A 14,990-nucleotide genomic window follows, 5' to 3' on the forward strand; every position below is an offset into this window, starting at 1 on the left:
CTGGCACAGCGTTTCATTTTATCCCCACCGCGTGACCTCCCTCACTTAAAAAACCTCAATAATCATTATCCTCAGGAATTCCTTAACAAAAATTTTTGTCAGTGATGACGGCTTTCGGGCCTTTTGAGGATCTCATGAAAACATATGCTCTCGTTGGCACCGGCGGACGCTCGGGTTTATACATTGAAGCGATCACCGGCAAGTACCGCCACAACGCAAAATTTGTGGCCTTCTGTGATACAAACCAGACGCGAATGGATTATGCGAACCGGCAACTGGAGCAGAACGGCGTCGCCCCGGTATCCACCTGGAAAGCGTCTGATTTCAATGCGATGCTCGATGAAACTAAACCCGATATCGTGATTGTCACCAGCATGGATCGCACGCATGACGATTACATCGTTCGCGCCCTGCACGCCGGTTGCGACGTCATTACTGAAAAACCGATGACCATTGATGAGCCGCGAGCTTTGCGCATTCTCGATGCCGTCGATGCCACCGGCTATCAGGTGCGGGTAGCGTTCAATTACCGCTACGCCCCGCATCACAGCAAAATGCGCGAACTGCTGATGCAGGACACCATTGGCGAAGTGCTTTCCGTGCATTTTGAATGGCTGCTGAATACCGAACATGGCGCCGATTATTTCCGCCGCTGGCACCGCGAAAAACGAAATTCCGGCGGTCTGCTGGTGCATAAATCCACCCATCATTTTGACCTGATGAATTTCTGGCTCAACAGCACGCCGGAGAAAGTCTATGCCCAGGGCGATCTGCGTTTTTACGGTAAAGAGAATGCCGAGAAGCGGGGCGTCACTCAGTTTTATCCACGGGCGCATTGTTATCCGCAGGCACAGAACGATCCGTTTGCTCTGCATATGGCCGATAACGCCCAGCTAAAAGCGCTGTATCTGGATGCGGAGCATGAAGATAACTACTTCCGTGATCAGAGCGTATTCAGCGACGGTATCAGTATTGAGGACACGCTCTCGGTGCTGGTGAAATATCAGAACAAAGTGCAGCTGACCTATTCGCTGAACGCCTATCTGCCGTGGGAAGGTCTGAACGTGGTATTCAACGGCACCCAGGGCCGCATTGAAATGAAAATCGTCGAGATGTCTTACGTGAATGCCGGGGGTAAACGCGAAAACGAAGGCAGCATTGAGAAAGCCGAAATCACCGTTTATCCGTTATTTGCTGAACCCTGGAAGGCCGAATTCCAGCTGGGAGAAGGCGGTCACGGCGGCGGCGATAACGCCATGCTGGAGGATCTGTTTGGCGAACGTAAACACGATCCGTTACAACGCGCCGCCGATCACCGCGCCGGAGCGATGTCGATCCTGACCGGTATCGCCGGAAATCTGTCGATGCAGCATGATAAACCGGTTTACTTTAAAGACTTCGAACTGGTGAAAAGACTGCGCCAGCGGAAGTAACCGCCATAAAAAAGGGACGCATTTGCGTCCCGATCTTAATTGCAAAGAGCCAAGTAATTTGAGCTGCAGGAAGGCGGCAAATGAAGGAACCCGATGAGCTTACTGGAGTAAGTGATTCGGGTTACTGAATGCAGCCAACGCATCTGCAGTTCAAAGAACGAAGGCTATTTAGTCGCGGAAATTCTTGAACTGGAAGGGCTGGCCCAGATCACCTTTCTTAACCAGCGCCATCACGGCCTGCAAATCATCACGTGCTTTACCGGTGACGCGCACTTCGTCGCCCTGCACCTGCGCCTGCACTTTGATTTTACTGTCTTTGATCAGCTTGACGATTTTCTTCGCCAGCGCGGATTCAATGCCGGAATGCAGTTTGGCGTCAACGCTGTAGGTTTTACCGCTGTGATCCATCTGCTCAGGAATTTCCAGCGCCCCGCCTTCAATACCCCGTTTGGCCAGTTTCTCACGCAGAATATCGACCAGCTGGTTTACCTGAAAATCTGATTCGCTGGCCACTTTGATGCTCTCGTTTTTCTCATTGAGATCGAAGCTGGCAGGAATGTTGCGGAAATCCCAGCGGGTTTGCAGTTCACGGCTGGCATTTTCCACGGCATTGCGCACTTCCTGCATGTCGATTTCGGAAACAATGTCAAAAGACGGCATAATCGCTTCTCCCTGTAGTTTTTGTATTGCACGTTATATGGCGTGCATAATACCGCCTTCAACCGTCGATGCCAAACAACAGCAAAGCACCGAACATAAAATGCCCCGATGGTCAAAAAGTGCAGGTGAAAATGTGATGCGCAGCACAAATGTCTATACTAATAAGATAACCGGACAGCAGAATATTCTTTCTACAACCGGACTGGCCGGCGGATTTCGCCACAACTCCCGGGAGGCACAATGAAAATAACAGTACTGGGTTGCGGTGCACTGGGACAACTTTGGCTTTCTGCTCTTTATCAGCAAGGCCACGACGTTCAGGGCTGGGTGCGTATTCCGCAGCCTTTTTGTGCCGTCAACGTGATCTCACCGGAAGGCATGGCTTTCAACCGCAATATGCCGACTAACGACCCGGAACATCTGGCACAAAGCGAATTACTGCTGGTCACGCTCAAGGCGTGGCAGGTTTCCGGCGCGGTCAGCGCCCTGATGCCGATGCTCAATGATAACTGCGCCATATTATTGCTGCATAATGGCATGGGTACCATTGATGAGTTACCGGCGAACCGGCTGGCCATTTTACAGGGTGCCACGACCCACGCGGCACGTCATGAAGGCAACGCCATTGTCCATGTGGCGGCCGGTGCGACGCACATCGGGCCGGTGACACCGCGCGGTGCGGCACTGAGTTCGCTGGCCGACACGCTGCACAATGCCTTACCCGACGTGGCGTGGCATGACAACATTAAACCGTCGCTGTGGAACAAGCTGGCGGTGAACTGTGTCATCAATCCGCTGACTGCGTTATACGACTGCACCAATGGCGATTTGCTGGCGTATGCCGGTCAGATTGAGCAGATCTGTCAGGAAGTGGCGCAGGTGATGGCGATTGAAGGCGTTGAAATTCACAATGAATCGCTGCTCAGTTTTGTCTATCAGGTGATTGATTCCACCTCCGCCAATCATTCCTCGATGTTGCAGGACATCCGCAGTCAGCGTCATACCGAAATTGATTACATCACCGGCTATGTGTTGCGTCGCGGGCGAAAATTCGGCCTGAGTCTGCCGGTCAATACCCGCTTATTTGAACAGATTAAGAGAAAGGAAAACGATTATGAGCGCATCGGTTCTGGTCTGCCTGGCACCTGGTAGCGAAGAAATTGAAGCCGTCACCGTGATTGATTTGCTGGTGCGGGCGGGCATTAACGTGACCACCGCCAGCGTCGCAGGCGACGGCAATCTGGAGATCCGCTGTTCTCGCGGCGTGCGTATTCTGGCTGATACTGCGCTGGTGGATGTTGCGGATGACGAACATGACGTGATCGTGCTGCCCGGGGGTCTGGGCGGCGCAACCTGTTTCAGTGACAGTCCGCTGCTGGTGGAAAAAGTCCGTCAGATGCACGTCAGCGGTAAAATCGTCGCGGCCATCTGCGCTGCAACTGCGCTGGTGCTCGAGTACCACGACCTGTTCCCGGTGGGAAATATGACCGGTTTTCCGGGCTTAAAAGATAAAATCGACCCGAACAAATGGTCTGATCGCCGGGTGATCTTTGATCCGCGCGTCAATCTGCTGACCAGTCAGGGGCCGGGCACGGCGATGGAATTCGCCCTGAAGATTATCGATCTGCTGCTGGGCAAAGCCAAAGCCGCAGAGATTGCCGCACAGCTGGTGCTCGCGCCGGGAATTTATAACTATACCGATGAAGGCGCGCGTGAATCCTGAGCCACAAGATCCCGACAATAATTTGAGCAAACAAAAAGGGGCTCAGCATTGCTAAACCCCTTTTTTATATATAAGGACCGCGTGTTACGGGCGATACACTTTCACGTTATCGAAGCCCTGTTCTTTCAGATACAGCGCCTGCAAACGGCTCATTACGCCACGGTCGCAATACAGCAGATACGTTTTGCTCTGGTCCAGATCGCCAAACTGCGTCGCCAGCTTGTAGAACGCTAACGGCTTCACTTCGACGTTCTCCAGTGCCAGCGGCTGCGCTTCCACTTCATCCGGTGCGCGCACATCCAGAACGATGTCAGTTGAAGTGAACTCCGCGACAGTTTCCACTTCCGGCACCACTTCTGCCGCCTGGGTGGCAATTTCACGGATATCGACGTTTCGCGCTTCGCTGACCACTTTATCCAGCACATTGAAATCGAACATGGCTTCTTCGGCTTCAATCTTCGCTTTCACCGCTTTCACCGTCGGGCTTTTCGAAATCACACCGCAATATTCCGGCATGGTTTTCGCAAAATCTTCCGTACCGATCTCACGGGCAATCTTGATGATGTGCTCTTTATCGTGAGAAATCAGCGGACGCAGGATCAGCGTGTCAGAAACGTTATCAATCAGACGCAGGTTAGTCAGCGTCTGGCTGGAAACCTGTCCCAGCGCTTCGCCGGTCACCAGCGCCTGCACGCCATAACGCTCAGCAATGGCTGACGCCGCACGCACCATCATGCGTTTCAGCACCACGCCCATCTGACCGTCTTCGATTTTTTCGAGGATTTCACCCACGACCGGCTCAAAATCCACGGCGATAAAACGCACACGGTGCGAGCTGCCAAACCGGTTCCACAGATAATGCGCGACCTGTTTCACACCGATTTCATGCGCCGCACCACCGAGGTTAAAGAAGCAGTAATGCACACGACAGCCGCGACGCATCAGCATATAACTGGATACGCCGGAGTCGAAACCGCCGGAAATCAGTGACAGCACATCTTCCTGCGTGCCAATCGGGTAACCGCCCTGACCTTCGAGACGGCTTTTCACCAGCACCAGCTGATCGTCATTAATTTCCAGTTTCACCGTCACCTGCGGATCTTTCAGGCTGACTTTTGCCGATTCGATGTGCTGATTCAGGCCGCCGCCGACGTAACGTTCCACTTCCGTGGACGTGAAGTCATGTTTACCGCGACGTTTAACACGCACGCAGAAGGTTTTCCCTTCCACTTCAGCACGATAGGCTTCCAGCGTTTGCTCGAAAATGTGGTGAACGTCAGTATAAGGACGGTCTTCCACTTCCTCGACATAACGGATGCCGGGAATGCGACAGAGCAATTCCTGGATCAGGTCGTGTTTGCTTTCGTCTTTGCTGCGAACTTCGATATGATCCCAGTGGCGGACCACGGCCAGCGTCTCATCATGCGGTCGCACGATATTGCGAATGCTGCTTGAGAGGATCTTAATGAAGCGCAAACGCACAGATTGGCTCTTGATGGTGATTTCAGGGAACAATTTAATGATAAACTTCATGGCAGTCTTTTGTTAGCGGGTGAAAAAACGGGGTAGTAAGTCGCTGAATAAGGATCTAGGATCCTATTATTGCTAAGCCAAATGTTGGTTCTGTGTCACATTGGGCTTAGCAATAATATCTGCGGCGCAGAGTATATCACTTAAAATGGGTACTCTGCGCACAAAACCCGACAGCAGATGTCATGCTGAACAGGAATGTCTCTTGAGGCTGAGCGCTGACTCTGCCGCCTCAGTACTTCGATCATCCATTCTGATCAACGATATTAAAAGAGAATTATGCCAAAAAAATCTGCACCACCTGCCAATTTTGAAACGGCTCTGGCCGAACTGGAACAGATCGTTTCCCGCCTCGAATCCGGCGAGTTGCCTCTGGAAGAGGCTCTCACTGAATTTGAGCAAGGCGTCCAGCTGGCACGTCAGGGGCAACAAAAGCTGCAACAGGCAGAGCAACGCGTCCAGATCCTGCTCGACAGTGATAACGATGCGCCGCTGACGCCTTTCACCCCGGAAGCTGAGTAACTGGCATGTCTGAAGCGATCTCTCCCTCTTCCATCGACGGGTTTACGCACGACTTGCGCAAGATGCAAAAGCGTGTCGATGAGGCATTAACGGCGTATGTCAGCGCTCAGCCGCTGGCAGATTTGCCACTGGTTGAGGCCATGCGCTACGGTGCGCTGCTGGGCGGCAAACGCCTGCGCCCGTATCTGGTTTACGCCAGCGGCCAGTTATTCAGCCTTGATTTGAAAAATCTTGATGCCCCGGCGGCGGCTGTGGAATGCATCCACGCGTATTCACTGATCCACGATGATTTACCGGCCATGGACGACGACGATTTGCGCCGTGGTCAGCCAACCTGTCACATTAAATTTGGCGAAGCCAATGCGATTCTGGCGGGCGATGCCCTGCAGACCCTGGCTTTCTCCATTCTGGCTGACAGCGAGATGCCGGATGTCGCGGTGAAAGATCGTCTGGCGATGGTTTCCGAACTGGCACGCGCCAGCGGAGCAAGCGGAATGTGCGGCGGTCAGGCACTGGATTTAGCGGCGGAAGGTCATCAGGTTGATCTCGCCGCACTGGAAAAAATTCATCGTCACAAAACCGGTGCGCTGATCCGCGCTGCCGTGCGCATGGGCGCGCTGGCTGCCGGGGAAACCGGCCGTGCCGTTTTACCGATACTGGATAACTACGCTCAGGCCATTGGCTTAGCGTTCCAGGTTCAGGACGATATTCTGGATGTAATAGGTGATACCGCCACGCTCGGTAAACGTCAGGGCGCTGATCAGCAGCTTGGTAAAAGCACGTACCCTGCCCTGCTGGGGCTGGACGGTGCAAAAGCCAAGGCCGCGGATCTGTATCAGGAAGCCGTTGCCGCGCTGGATCAGCTCGCGGCACGCTCTTACAACACCGCGCCACTTCTCGCGTTAGCCCGCTTTGTCATTGAACGCGATAATTAAACTTACTATGAGCAACTGATGAGTCTTGAATTAGCCAAATACCCGACACTGGCGCTGGCGGAGGATCCTGAAGATCTCCGTTCGCTCCCTAAAGAGAGCCTGCCGAGGCTCTGCGATGAGCTGCGCCAATATTTATTGGCCAGCGTCAGCCAGTCCAGCGGACACTTTGCTTCCGGTCTCGGGACGGTTGAACTGACCGTGGCGATGCATTACGTCTATAACACGCCGTTTGACCACGTTGTCTGGGATGTCGGCCATCAGGCCTATCCGCACAAAATTCTCACCGGTCGCCGTGATCGTATTTCGACTATCCGCCAGAAAGGCGGCCTGCACCCGTTCCCGTGGCGTGGTGAAAGCGAATACGACACGCTGTCCGTCGGTCACTCATCGACGTCCATCAGTGCCGGTCTGGGCATGGCCGTGGCGGCTGAACGTGAAGGCAAAGGCCGCCGCACCGTCTGTGTGATTGGTGACGGCGCGATCACCGCCGGTATGGCGTTTGAAGCGATGAACCACGCGGGCGACATCAAACCTGACATGCTGGTGATCCTCAACGACAACGAGATGTCGATTTCAGAAAACGTCGGCGCGCTGAACAATCATCTGGCCCAACTGTTGTCCGGCAAACTCTATTCACGCCTGCGTGAAGGCGGTAAGAAAGTCCTGTCCGGCCTGCCTCCGATCAAAGAGCTGGTACGCCGCACCGAAGAACATCTGAAAGGCATGATGGTGCCGGGCACGCTGTTTGAAGAGCTCGGCTTCAACTATATCGGGCCGGTAGACGGTCATGACGTGATGGCGCTGGCGCAGACACTGAAAAACATGCGCGACCTGAAAGGCCCGCAGTTACTGCATATCATGACCAGAAAAGGCAAAGGCTACGAGCCAGCCGAAAAAGACCCGATCAGTTTCCATGCGGTGCCGAAATTCGATCCGGCTTCCGGTACCCTGCCGAAAAGCAAAGAAGGTCTGCCAACGTATTCGAAGATTTTCGGAGACTGGTTGTGCGAAACCGCCGCGAAAGACAGCAAGCTGATGGCTGTCACGCCCGCGATGCGTGAAGGCTCAGGTATGGTGCGTTTCTCGCGCGAATACCCGCAGCAATATTTCGATGTGGCGATTGCCGAGCAACACGCCGTGACCTTTGCCGCCGGTCTGGCGATTGGCGGGTACAAGCCGATCGTGGCGATCTACTCGACGTTCCTGCAACGTGCGTATGATCAGGTTATTCACGACGTGGCGATCCAGAATCTGCCGGTGCTGTTTGCGATCGATCGCGGTGGCATTGTCGGCGCGGACGGACAAACGCATCAGGGCGCGTTCGATCTCTCCTTCCTGCGCTGTATCCCGAACATGACCATCATGACGCCTAGCGATGAAAATGAATGTCGCCAGATGCTGCATACCGGTTATCACCACAACAGCGGGCCGGTTGCCGTGCGTTATCCGCGTGGCAACGGGACGGGCGCGAGTTGTGAACCGCTGGCGTCATTGCCTATAGGCAAAGGCGTGGTGCGCCGTGAAGGCGAAAAAGTCGCTATTCTTAACTTCGGGACATTGTTACCGGAAGCCCTGGCGGCAGCGGAAAAACGCAATGCCACCGTCGTGGATATGCGCTTTGTGAAACCGCTGGATGAAGCGTTAATTCAGGAACTGGCTGCCAGTCATGAAGTGCTGGTGACACTGGAAGAAAACGCCATCATGGGCGGTGCAGGCAGCGGCGTGAATGAACTGCTGATGTCTAAACGTATTCTGGTGCCGGTGCTGAATATCGGTCTGGCGGACAGCTTTGTTCCGCAAGGCACACAGGAAGAAATTCGTCACGATGTCGGGCTGGATGCCGAAGGCATTGACCGCCAGATCACCGACTGGCTGGCCTGATTGTTCTCCCCTCTTTCTGCCTGAAAGAGGGGATTTTCCTCTCTGATTTCCTTCTCTGTCACACGTTCCTGCCGTTCTGTAAGCTACAGTTATAGCGTGCTAACCATTTTCATCATGTTCTGCTAGTTTGGTTATCGATTAAAAACAATCAGATAGCCACACAAACCGCAATGGAGAAATGCTATGCAATACACCACATTGGGAAAAACCGGATTAAAAGTTTCGAAGCTGTGTCTGGGTTGTATGACGTTTGGCGAACCGGATCGCGGCACGCACGCCTGGACTCTGCCGGAAGAGAGCAGCCGCCCGATCATTCAGCAAGCGCTGGATGCCGGGATCAATTTCTTTGATACGGCCAACAGCTATTCTGACGGCAGCAGCGAGGAAATCGTCGGTCGCGCCCTCCGGGATTTCGCGAAACGCGATGACATTGTCGTGGCGACCAAAGTGTACAACGCTGTTACCGGCTTAAAACCGGGACTTTCCCGCGCCTCGATTATGCAATCCATCGACGACAGTCTGCGCCGTCTCGGCATGGAGTATGTCGACCTGCTGCAAATCCATCGCTGGGATTACGACACACCGATTGAAGAGACGCTGGAAGCACTGAATGACGTCGTGAAAGCGGGTAAAGCGCGCTTTATCGGAGCCTCATCAATGCACGCCCATCAGTTTAAACAGGCTCTGGATGTCTCTGAGCAAAACGGCTGGGCAAGTTTTGTGTCGATGCAGGATCAATACAATCTGATCCAGCGTGAAGAAGAAAATGAAATGTATCCGCTGTGTCTGGAAAAGAACATTGCGGTGTTGCCGTGGAGCCCGCTGGCGCGCGGTAAACTGACCCGTCCGTGGGGAGAAACTACCGCACGTTCGGTTTCTGATAATTTCGCCAAAACACTGTATGACGCCACCGATGAGGCCGACGGGAAAATCGCCGAGCGAGTGGGGAAAATCGCGGAAGATCATGGCGTACCGCGTGCGCAAATCGCACTGGCGTGGATCCTGAGCAAACATGTGGTGACCGCGCCAATCATTGGTGCTTCCCGCCCTGCTCATCTGGAAGATGCTATCGCGGCACTGGAGGTTAAACTCTCTGTTGAGGAGATCGCCGAGCTGGAAATGGCTTACGTGCCGCATCAGGCGACCGGTTTCCAGTAATATCAGATCGTAAAAAAGGCGTTGTCAGGGAAACCCGGCAACGCCTTTTTGATGACTTTCTGACACGGATCAGAACAGACCCAGCGGCCAGTGATGCCCGATCAGATAGATAATCGCCGCACCCAGTACACCGGCTACCACGTCATCAATCATGATGCCCATTCCGCCCTGCACGTTGCGGTCAAACCAGCGGATCGGCCAGGGTTTCCAGATATCCAGCACGCGGAAAACGATAAAACCGATTAATACCCAGCGCCAGTCGTTCACCGGGATCGCCATCAGGGTGATCCACATACCGACAAATTCATCCCAGACAATACTGCCGTGATCATGCACCCGCATGTCGCGTGCTGTCTGGCGGCACAGATATACCCCGATACAAATACTGAACATGACGATCATGGAATAGACCTGCCACGGCAGGTAGGTCATGACAATCCAGAACGGGATCGCGGCGACCGAGCCTGCGGTACCGGGGCCGACAGGGAATAAACCGCTGCCAAAACCGGTGGCCAGTAAATGCCACGGATTGCGTAAATCCAGACGTTTTTTGGCGGCGGCCATGTCCTGAACCGGATCACCGGTTTTTCCTTTGTACCCTGCCGGGCGTTTTTTACGGCCTATATTCACAACAGTTCCTCTCCGGCAAAGTGGTCAAACCCATGCCATTCCAGTTCCACCGGTACGCCTGAACGCATAAACTTGATCCCTTCCGAAAGCGGCGCAATCTGACCGACACAGGTAAAGTCGATGCCCAGATGGCTCAGCGCCGCGTCCACCGCGCCCCGGTTAATTTCCGGCACCGTGAAGCAAAGTTCATAGTCCTCACCCCCGGTCAGTGCCCATTTCAGCGCCTGCTCAGGGTCGGTGACCTGCGTTAACGCAGCCGATAACGGGAGAGTATCCAGATCGAGCCGTGCACCGCATTCGCTGGCATTCAGTATATGTTTAAGATCGGAAATCAGCCCGTCAGACAGATCGATAGCGGATGTCGCTAAATCGCGCAGCGCCTGCCCCTGCAGAACACGCGGCGTAGGGCGCAGATGACGTTTGAGCAGGAATTCACGCGTATCGGTATCGGTCACGCTCAGCTGTTCCAGCAGAATGGCCAGCCCTGCGGCACTGTCACCGAGCGTTCCGGTGACGAAGATCCAGTCGCCAATCCCGGCACCGGAGCGGGTTAACGCACGACCCGCGGGCACCAGACCCTGAATGGTTAACGTCATGCTCAGCGGGCCGCGTGTGGTGTCGCCGCCAATCAGCTGCATGCCGTAATAATTGAGCTGTTCAAACAGACTGTCGCTGAATGCCTGCAACCAGTCCGTGTTCACTTCCGGCAACGTCAGTGCCAGTGAAACCCAGGCCGGATCCGCGCCCATGGCGGCCAGATCGCTCAGGTTAACCGCCAGGGCTTTATAGCCCAGATCGGCCGGTGAAATCGTTTTGAGAAAATGGATGCCTTCAACAAGAGTATCGGTGCTGACTGCTAATAGCTGCTTCTCGCCAACCGTCAGTAAGGCACAATCATCACCAATGCCCAAATGCACATCCTGTCGGGCGGTTCTGAACCGGTTAAAGTAGCGAGTGATAACATCAAATTCGCCGCATGCCATAGTACATTTCCAAATCGTTAGAATGACTTAAGGCCGGAAATCCGGCCTTAAGAAGGGTGTCACACAAAGGATAAACAGGGTGACATCACCAGATTATCAACAGAGCCAGAAATCAGCCAAAATGACTGTCGCCATTTGTGACCGGGGCTGACTCTTTTTGACGATCACTTTTTACGAATATGCGGACCTGCTTTATCCAGCACACCGTTGACGAACTTGTGGCTGTCTTCGGCGCCGAAGGTTTTCGCCAGCTCGATCGCTTCGTTGATCGCCACTTTGTAAGGAACGTCCTGGCGTTTGCTCAGCTCAAACAGAGCCAGACGCAAAATCGCTCTTTCCACCTGGCCCAGTTCATCCAGCTGGCGGGACAGGTATGGCGCCATCAGTGCGTCAAGTTTCTCAGCACTGTTTGCTACACCAGCCAGCAGTTCGCGGAAATAGGCAATGTCTACGTCTTTGACATCCTGCTCGGTCAGGAATTCTAATTCAACATCGGCGATGTCATTTTTCGACAACTGCCAGGAGTAAAGCGCCTGAACGGCACATTCACGGGCGCGGCGACGAGCAGCAGGTTTCACGGATTTCCCCTTAACTAGATTCAGGCCTTAATAGCCTTGATAACATTAATCATTTCAAGCGCGGTCAGTGCAGCTTCTGCACCTTTGTTACCGGCTTTTGTCCCTGCGCGTTCGATGGCTTGTTCAATGCTTTCTGTGGTCAGCACACCAAAGGCAACCGGGATTTCGCTGTTCATGGCAACGCTGGACAGGCCAGAGCTGCATTCGCCCGCTACAAATTCAAAGTGGGCAGTGCCCCCGCGGATCACGGTGCCAAGTGCAACCACCGCGTCAAACTTACCGCTTTCAGCCAGTGCACGGGTTGCCAGAGGCAATTCGTATGCGCCAGGGACCCAGACTACGGTGATGTTGTCATCGCTGACCTGACCAATACGTTTCAACGCATCAACAGCGCCGGAAAGCAGGCTGTCGTTGATAAAATTGTTAAAACGAGCAATCGCGATCGCTACGCGCGCGTTAGGCGTGGCTACAACACCTTCGATAACGTTCATAGTTTTCCTTAAAGTGGGTTCAGGAGTTTCTCAACCCCAGCCGCAGGGGGGCGGATTCTATCATAAAATTACCCTGTCTGGACATGCGCTTTTAAAGCCATTCCGCAGGGAGGAGTAAAATTCTCAGTACACTGGTTTCAGGCGCAAACGTAAATCCGGGCCAACCTGACGGATATCGCTGAAAACGAATTCCGGCGCATCGGCCAGATGTTGCAGCCCGGGCAGGTCACACAGCGCGCGGCCATTATTACCCAATAACTTAGGCGCCATATAAACGATTAATTCATCAACCAGACCGGCTTGTAATAAGGCACCCGCCAGTTGAGCACCCGCTTCGACCCAGATGGCGTTTATCTGACGTTTCGCCAGCTGCATCATCAGCAGAACCAGATCAATACGGTTATCGCGCTCAGCCACACGCCATTGTTCGACGGACTCCGGCCAGATCTGATTATCTGTTTCCAGCCGTGCCAGCAACACCTCACCGGGCAGATTCACCAGCTGATGCTGTGGCGTCACACGGTTCTGACTGTCGAGAATAATGCGCAGCGGCTGGCGCAGATTATCTTCGGGATAAATTGCCTGTACGTCGCTGCCCAGTTCGCTCCAGCGCACATTCAGTGAAGGATTATCCGCCAGCACGGTGGCACTGGTGCTGAGTATCGCCGAGCTTTCGGCACGAAAACGCTGAACATCCGCACGGGCCGCCGCCGAGGTGATCCACTGACTTTCGCCAGAGGCCATCGCCGTCCGGCCATCCAGAGACGCGCCCATTTTAAGCTGCACGTAAGGAAAACCGGTGCGCATGCGTTTCAGGAAACCCAGATTCACCGCTTCGGCCTGCGGATGCATCAGCCCGTGGCTGACATCCACGCCGTTTTGTTTGAGGCGGTATAACCCGCGCCCCGCCACTTCCGGATTAGGATCCTGCATCGCGGCGACCACGCGGGTGATACCCGCTGCCAGCAACGCATCGGCACAGGGCGGCGTGCGCCCGTGATGGCTGCAAGGCTCCAGCGTCACATACGCTGTCGCCCCTTTCGCTTTCTCACCGGCCATGCGCAAGGCGTGGACTTCGGCATGCGGTTCACCGGCACGCAAATGATAGCCTTCACCGACAATTTCGCCATTCAATACAATGACACAACCAACATTCGGATTCGGGGTGGTGGTAAAACGCCCGCGACGCGCCAGTTCGAAAGCGCGCGCCATATAGCGTTCATCGGAATGCAATTCAGCAGATTGTGGTTCAGCAGGCTGTTCGGGCAACATCAACTTTCCTCAGTCCTGAAGGCGGGCGATCTCTTCACCAAATTCACGGATATCTTCGAAGCTGCGATACACCGACGCGAAACGGATATAGGCGACTTTATCCAGCCCCTTCAGGGCATCCATCACCAGATTGCCAATCATTTTGGCAGGGATCTCACGTTCACCAGTCGCGCGTAATTGTGACTTAATGTGGCTGATGGCGGTCTCCACGTCATCAGAACTGACGGGGCGTTTTTCCAGTGCTTTCAGGAATCCGCCGCGTAGTTTGTCTTCGTTGAAGGGTTCACGGACTTCATTGCTTTTAATGACGCGCGGCATCACCAGTTCCGCCACTTCAAAGGTGGTGAAACGTTCATGGCACACCAGGCACTGACGGCGACGGCGAACCTGCGATCCGTCGCCTACCAGGCGGGAATCGATGACTTTAGTATCAACAGCGGCACAAAATGGGCAATGCATAGCACTTCCTGATCGCGAACTCAATTGGACATTAGTTTAACCCGAAGTGTGCCGACAACAAAGGCTGTCGCTACTTTCATCGACATCGGGTTAAACTTAGCTATCGATATGGGTGCCCGGACGGAATGTTTCAACGGGCAGATGAAAGGAAGTCTCTGATATGACTAAACACCCGCGCCTGTTACTGGCCTGCGCTGCGTTTGTCAGCCTGACGGGCTGTGCGACGCAAAACTCACCAATGCCCGAGCTGAAAACGGAAGTCGGCCAGCTGAATCAAAAGCTGCAACGCCTGACTGATTTAGCCACCGCGCTGGAGCAACAAACCACCCTCAACCGCCAGTCAAATAATGGTGTCTATTTGTTACCGGCGGCCAAAAGTGCCGCGCTGCTGAAAAGTGACATCGGCGAACTCAGTGTTCAGCTGACCCGCGTCGCGCCGGATGCCAGCGGTGTCCAGGCGGTACTGGAAATCAAAAACAACGCCGGTCAGCCATTGCCGCCGTTTACCGCGTCAGTCAGCTGGGGACAGCTGGATCCGGTGACCGGCAAACCGCTGACCGTCGACATGCAAACCCAGACCATTACCGTGGAACCCGATCTGCTGCCGGGGCCGCTGAAAACCGTCGACGTGAAGTTTAATCAGGTGACGGTGGATACGCTGGGGTTCGTTCATCTGCATAATATCGTGGCGATCCCGCAGACGCAGCCCGTCGTCGCGCCGTAAGCACAGCGAAC

16 protein-coding genes are annotated in these 14,990 nt (G+C 54.3%); 8 read left to right on the forward strand and 8 right to left on the reverse strand.

What is annotated here, in order from left to right:
- Window positions 1–134: 134 nt before the first annotated feature.
- Complete coding sequence (locus tag EYY67_RS11185) at window positions 135–1,433, forward strand: Gfo/Idh/MocA family protein (RefSeq protein ID WP_131693512.1); 1,299 nt, start codon at window positions 135–137, stop codon at window positions 1,431–1,433.
- Between the two features lie 168 nt (window positions 1,434–1,601).
- Here EYY67_RS11185 and EYY67_RS11190 read toward each other — a convergent pair whose 3' ends face one another.
- Entirely contained in the window at window positions 1,602–2,093 is a 492-nt protein-coding gene (locus EYY67_RS11190; protein WP_095924945.1) for a YajQ family cyclic di-GMP-binding protein, read from the reverse strand.
- A 240-nt stretch (window positions 2,094–2,333) separates the two neighbouring features.
- Here EYY67_RS11190 and panE point away from each other — a divergent pair, with 240 nt between their 5' ends.
- Both panE and yajL read left to right on the forward strand, forming a co-directional pair.
- On the forward strand, window positions 2,334–3,245 hold the full coding sequence (panE, locus tag EYY67_RS11195) for a 2-dehydropantoate 2-reductase (RefSeq protein ID WP_119826795.1): 912 nt from the start codon (window positions 2,334–2,336) through the stop codon (window positions 3,243–3,245).
- Window positions 3,208–3,816 (forward strand): protein deglycase YajL, encoded by a 609-nt coding sequence (gene yajL / locus EYY67_RS11200; RefSeq protein ID WP_131693513.1) that lies wholly within the window; start codon window positions 3,208–3,210, stop codon window positions 3,814–3,816. The genes panE and yajL overlap by 38 nt, the downstream gene beginning before the upstream one ends.
- Before the next feature lie 84 nt (window positions 3,817–3,900).
- On the opposite strand, the gene thiI is transcribed toward yajL, so the two are convergent.
- Window positions 3,901–5,349: a tRNA uracil 4-sulfurtransferase ThiI gene (thiI, locus tag EYY67_RS11205; protein ID WP_095924942.1), complete on the reverse strand. Its 1,449-nt coding sequence runs from the start codon at window positions 5,347–5,349 to the stop codon at window positions 3,901–3,903.
- A gap of 276 nt (window positions 5,350–5,625) precedes the next feature.
- Between thiI and xseB the strand changes: the two genes are divergently transcribed.
- The 4 genes from xseB to EYY67_RS11225 all read left to right on the forward strand — a co-directional run bounded on the left by xseB (window position 5,626) and on the right by EYY67_RS11225 (window position 9,842).
- On the forward strand, window positions 5,626–5,868 hold the full coding sequence (xseB, locus tag EYY67_RS11210) for an exodeoxyribonuclease VII small subunit (protein ID WP_095924941.1): 243 nt from the start codon (window positions 5,626–5,628) through the stop codon (window positions 5,866–5,868).
- Window positions 5,869–5,873: 5 nt separating this feature from the next.
- Complete coding sequence (gene ispA / locus EYY67_RS11215) at window positions 5,874–6,803, forward strand: (2E,6E)-farnesyl diphosphate synthase (protein WP_119826801.1); 930 nt, start codon at window positions 5,874–5,876, stop codon at window positions 6,801–6,803.
- Between the two features lie 18 nt (window positions 6,804–6,821).
- A complete protein-coding gene (gene dxs, locus EYY67_RS11220; protein WP_095924939.1) occupies window positions 6,822–8,684 on the forward strand; it encodes a 1-deoxy-D-xylulose-5-phosphate synthase in 1,863 nt (620 codons plus the stop codon).
- Between the two features lie 183 nt (window positions 8,685–8,867).
- On the forward strand, window positions 8,868–9,842 hold the full coding sequence (locus EYY67_RS11225; RefSeq protein ID WP_095924938.1) for an aldo/keto reductase: 975 nt from the start codon (window positions 8,868–8,870) through the stop codon (window positions 9,840–9,842).
- Between the two features lie 69 nt (window positions 9,843–9,911).
- Here the strand turns inward: EYY67_RS11225 and pgpA are convergent, their stop codons facing one another.
- The 6 genes from pgpA to nrdR form a co-directional block, all read right to left on the reverse strand.
- The gene (gene pgpA, locus EYY67_RS11230; RefSeq protein WP_095925292.1) at window positions 9,912–10,406 is read right to left on the reverse strand and encodes a phosphatidylglycerophosphatase A; all 495 of its coding nucleotides are present in this window, start codon (window positions 10,404–10,406) and stop codon (window positions 9,912–9,914) included.
- A gap of 62 nt (window positions 10,407–10,468) precedes the next feature.
- Entirely contained in the window at window positions 10,469–11,455 is a 987-nt protein-coding gene (gene thiL, locus EYY67_RS11235) for a thiamine-phosphate kinase (RefSeq protein WP_131693514.1), read from the reverse strand.
- Between the two features lie 164 nt (window positions 11,456–11,619).
- Complete coding sequence (nusB, locus tag EYY67_RS11240; protein ID WP_013576663.1) at window positions 11,620–12,033, reverse strand: transcription antitermination factor NusB; 414 nt, start codon at window positions 12,031–12,033, stop codon at window positions 11,620–11,622.
- 20 nt (window positions 12,034–12,053) lie between these two features.
- Entirely contained in the window at window positions 12,054–12,524 is a 471-nt protein-coding gene (gene ribH, locus EYY67_RS11245) for a 6,7-dimethyl-8-ribityllumazine synthase (protein WP_095924936.1), read from the reverse strand.
- A gap of 123 nt (window positions 12,525–12,647) precedes the next feature.
- Window positions 12,648–13,757, reverse strand: coding sequence for a bifunctional diaminohydroxyphosphoribosylaminopyrimidine deaminase/5-amino-6-(5-phosphoribosylamino)uracil reductase RibD (gene ribD / locus EYY67_RS11250; protein ID WP_162928695.1), 1,110 nt, complete (start codon window positions 13,755–13,757; stop codon window positions 12,648–12,650).
- A gap of 48 nt (window positions 13,758–13,805) precedes the next feature.
- Window positions 13,806–14,255: a transcriptional regulator NrdR gene (gene nrdR, locus EYY67_RS11255; RefSeq protein ID WP_015698341.1), complete on the reverse strand. Its 450-nt coding sequence runs from the start codon at window positions 14,253–14,255 to the stop codon at window positions 13,806–13,808.
- A gap of 160 nt (window positions 14,256–14,415) precedes the next feature.
- On the opposite strand from nrdR, the gene EYY67_RS11260 reads away from it, so the two are divergent.
- The gene (locus EYY67_RS11260; RefSeq protein ID WP_131693515.1) at window positions 14,416–14,979 is read left to right on the forward strand and encodes a DUF3251 domain-containing protein; all 564 of its coding nucleotides are present in this window, start codon (window positions 14,416–14,418) and stop codon (window positions 14,977–14,979) included.
- Window positions 14,980–14,990 lie beyond the last annotated feature (11 nt).

This window comes from Rahnella victoriana (assembly GCF_004330295.1).
Taxonomy (GTDB): domain Bacteria; phylum Pseudomonadota; class Gammaproteobacteria; order Enterobacterales; family Enterobacteriaceae; genus Rahnella; species Rahnella victoriana.

Bases quoted from the DNA above. Each gene is read 5' to 3' on its own strand.
- yajL (WP_131693513.1), top strand. From the start codon at position 3,208: ATGAGCGCATCGGTTCTGGTCTGCCTGGCACCTGGTAGCGAAGAAATT.
- dxs (WP_095924939.1), top strand. From the start codon at position 6,822: ATGAGTCTTGAATTAGCCAAATACCCGACACTGGCGCTGGCGGAGGAT.
- pgpA (WP_095925292.1), bottom strand. From the start codon at position 10,406: ATGGCCGCCGCCAAAAAACGTCTGGATTTACGCAATCCGTGGCATTTA.
- thiI (WP_095924942.1), bottom strand. From the start codon at position 5,349: ATGAAGTTTATCATTAAATTGTTCCCTGAAATCACCATCAAGAGCCAA.
- ribH (WP_095924936.1), bottom strand. From the start codon at position 12,524: ATGAACGTTATCGAAGGTGTTGTAGCCACGCCTAACGCGCGCGTAGCG.
- thiL (WP_131693514.1), bottom strand. From the start codon at position 11,455: ATGGCATGCGGCGAATTTGATGTTATCACTCGCTACTTTAACCGGTTC.
- panE (WP_119826795.1), top strand. From the start codon at position 2,334: ATGAAAATAACAGTACTGGGTTGCGGTGCACTGGGACAACTTTGGCTT.
- EYY67_RS11225 (WP_095924938.1), top strand. From the start codon at position 8,868: ATGCAATACACCACATTGGGAAAAACCGGATTAAAAGTTTCGAAGCTG.
- EYY67_RS11260 (WP_131693515.1), top strand. From the start codon at position 14,416: ATGACTAAACACCCGCGCCTGTTACTGGCCTGCGCTGCGTTTGTCAGC.
- xseB (WP_095924941.1), top strand. From the start codon at position 5,626: ATGCCAAAAAAATCTGCACCACCTGCCAATTTTGAAACGGCTCTGGCC.
- ispA (WP_119826801.1), top strand. From the start codon at position 5,874: ATGTCTGAAGCGATCTCTCCCTCTTCCATCGACGGGTTTACGCACGAC.
- EYY67_RS11185 (WP_131693512.1), top strand. From the start codon at position 135: ATGAAAACATATGCTCTCGTTGGCACCGGCGGACGCTCGGGTTTATAC.
- nrdR (WP_015698341.1), bottom strand. From the start codon at position 14,255: ATGCATTGCCCATTTTGTGCCGCTGTTGATACTAAAGTCATCGATTCC.
- EYY67_RS11190 (WP_095924945.1), bottom strand. From the start codon at position 2,093: ATGCCGTCTTTTGACATTGTTTCCGAAATCGACATGCAGGAAGTGCGC.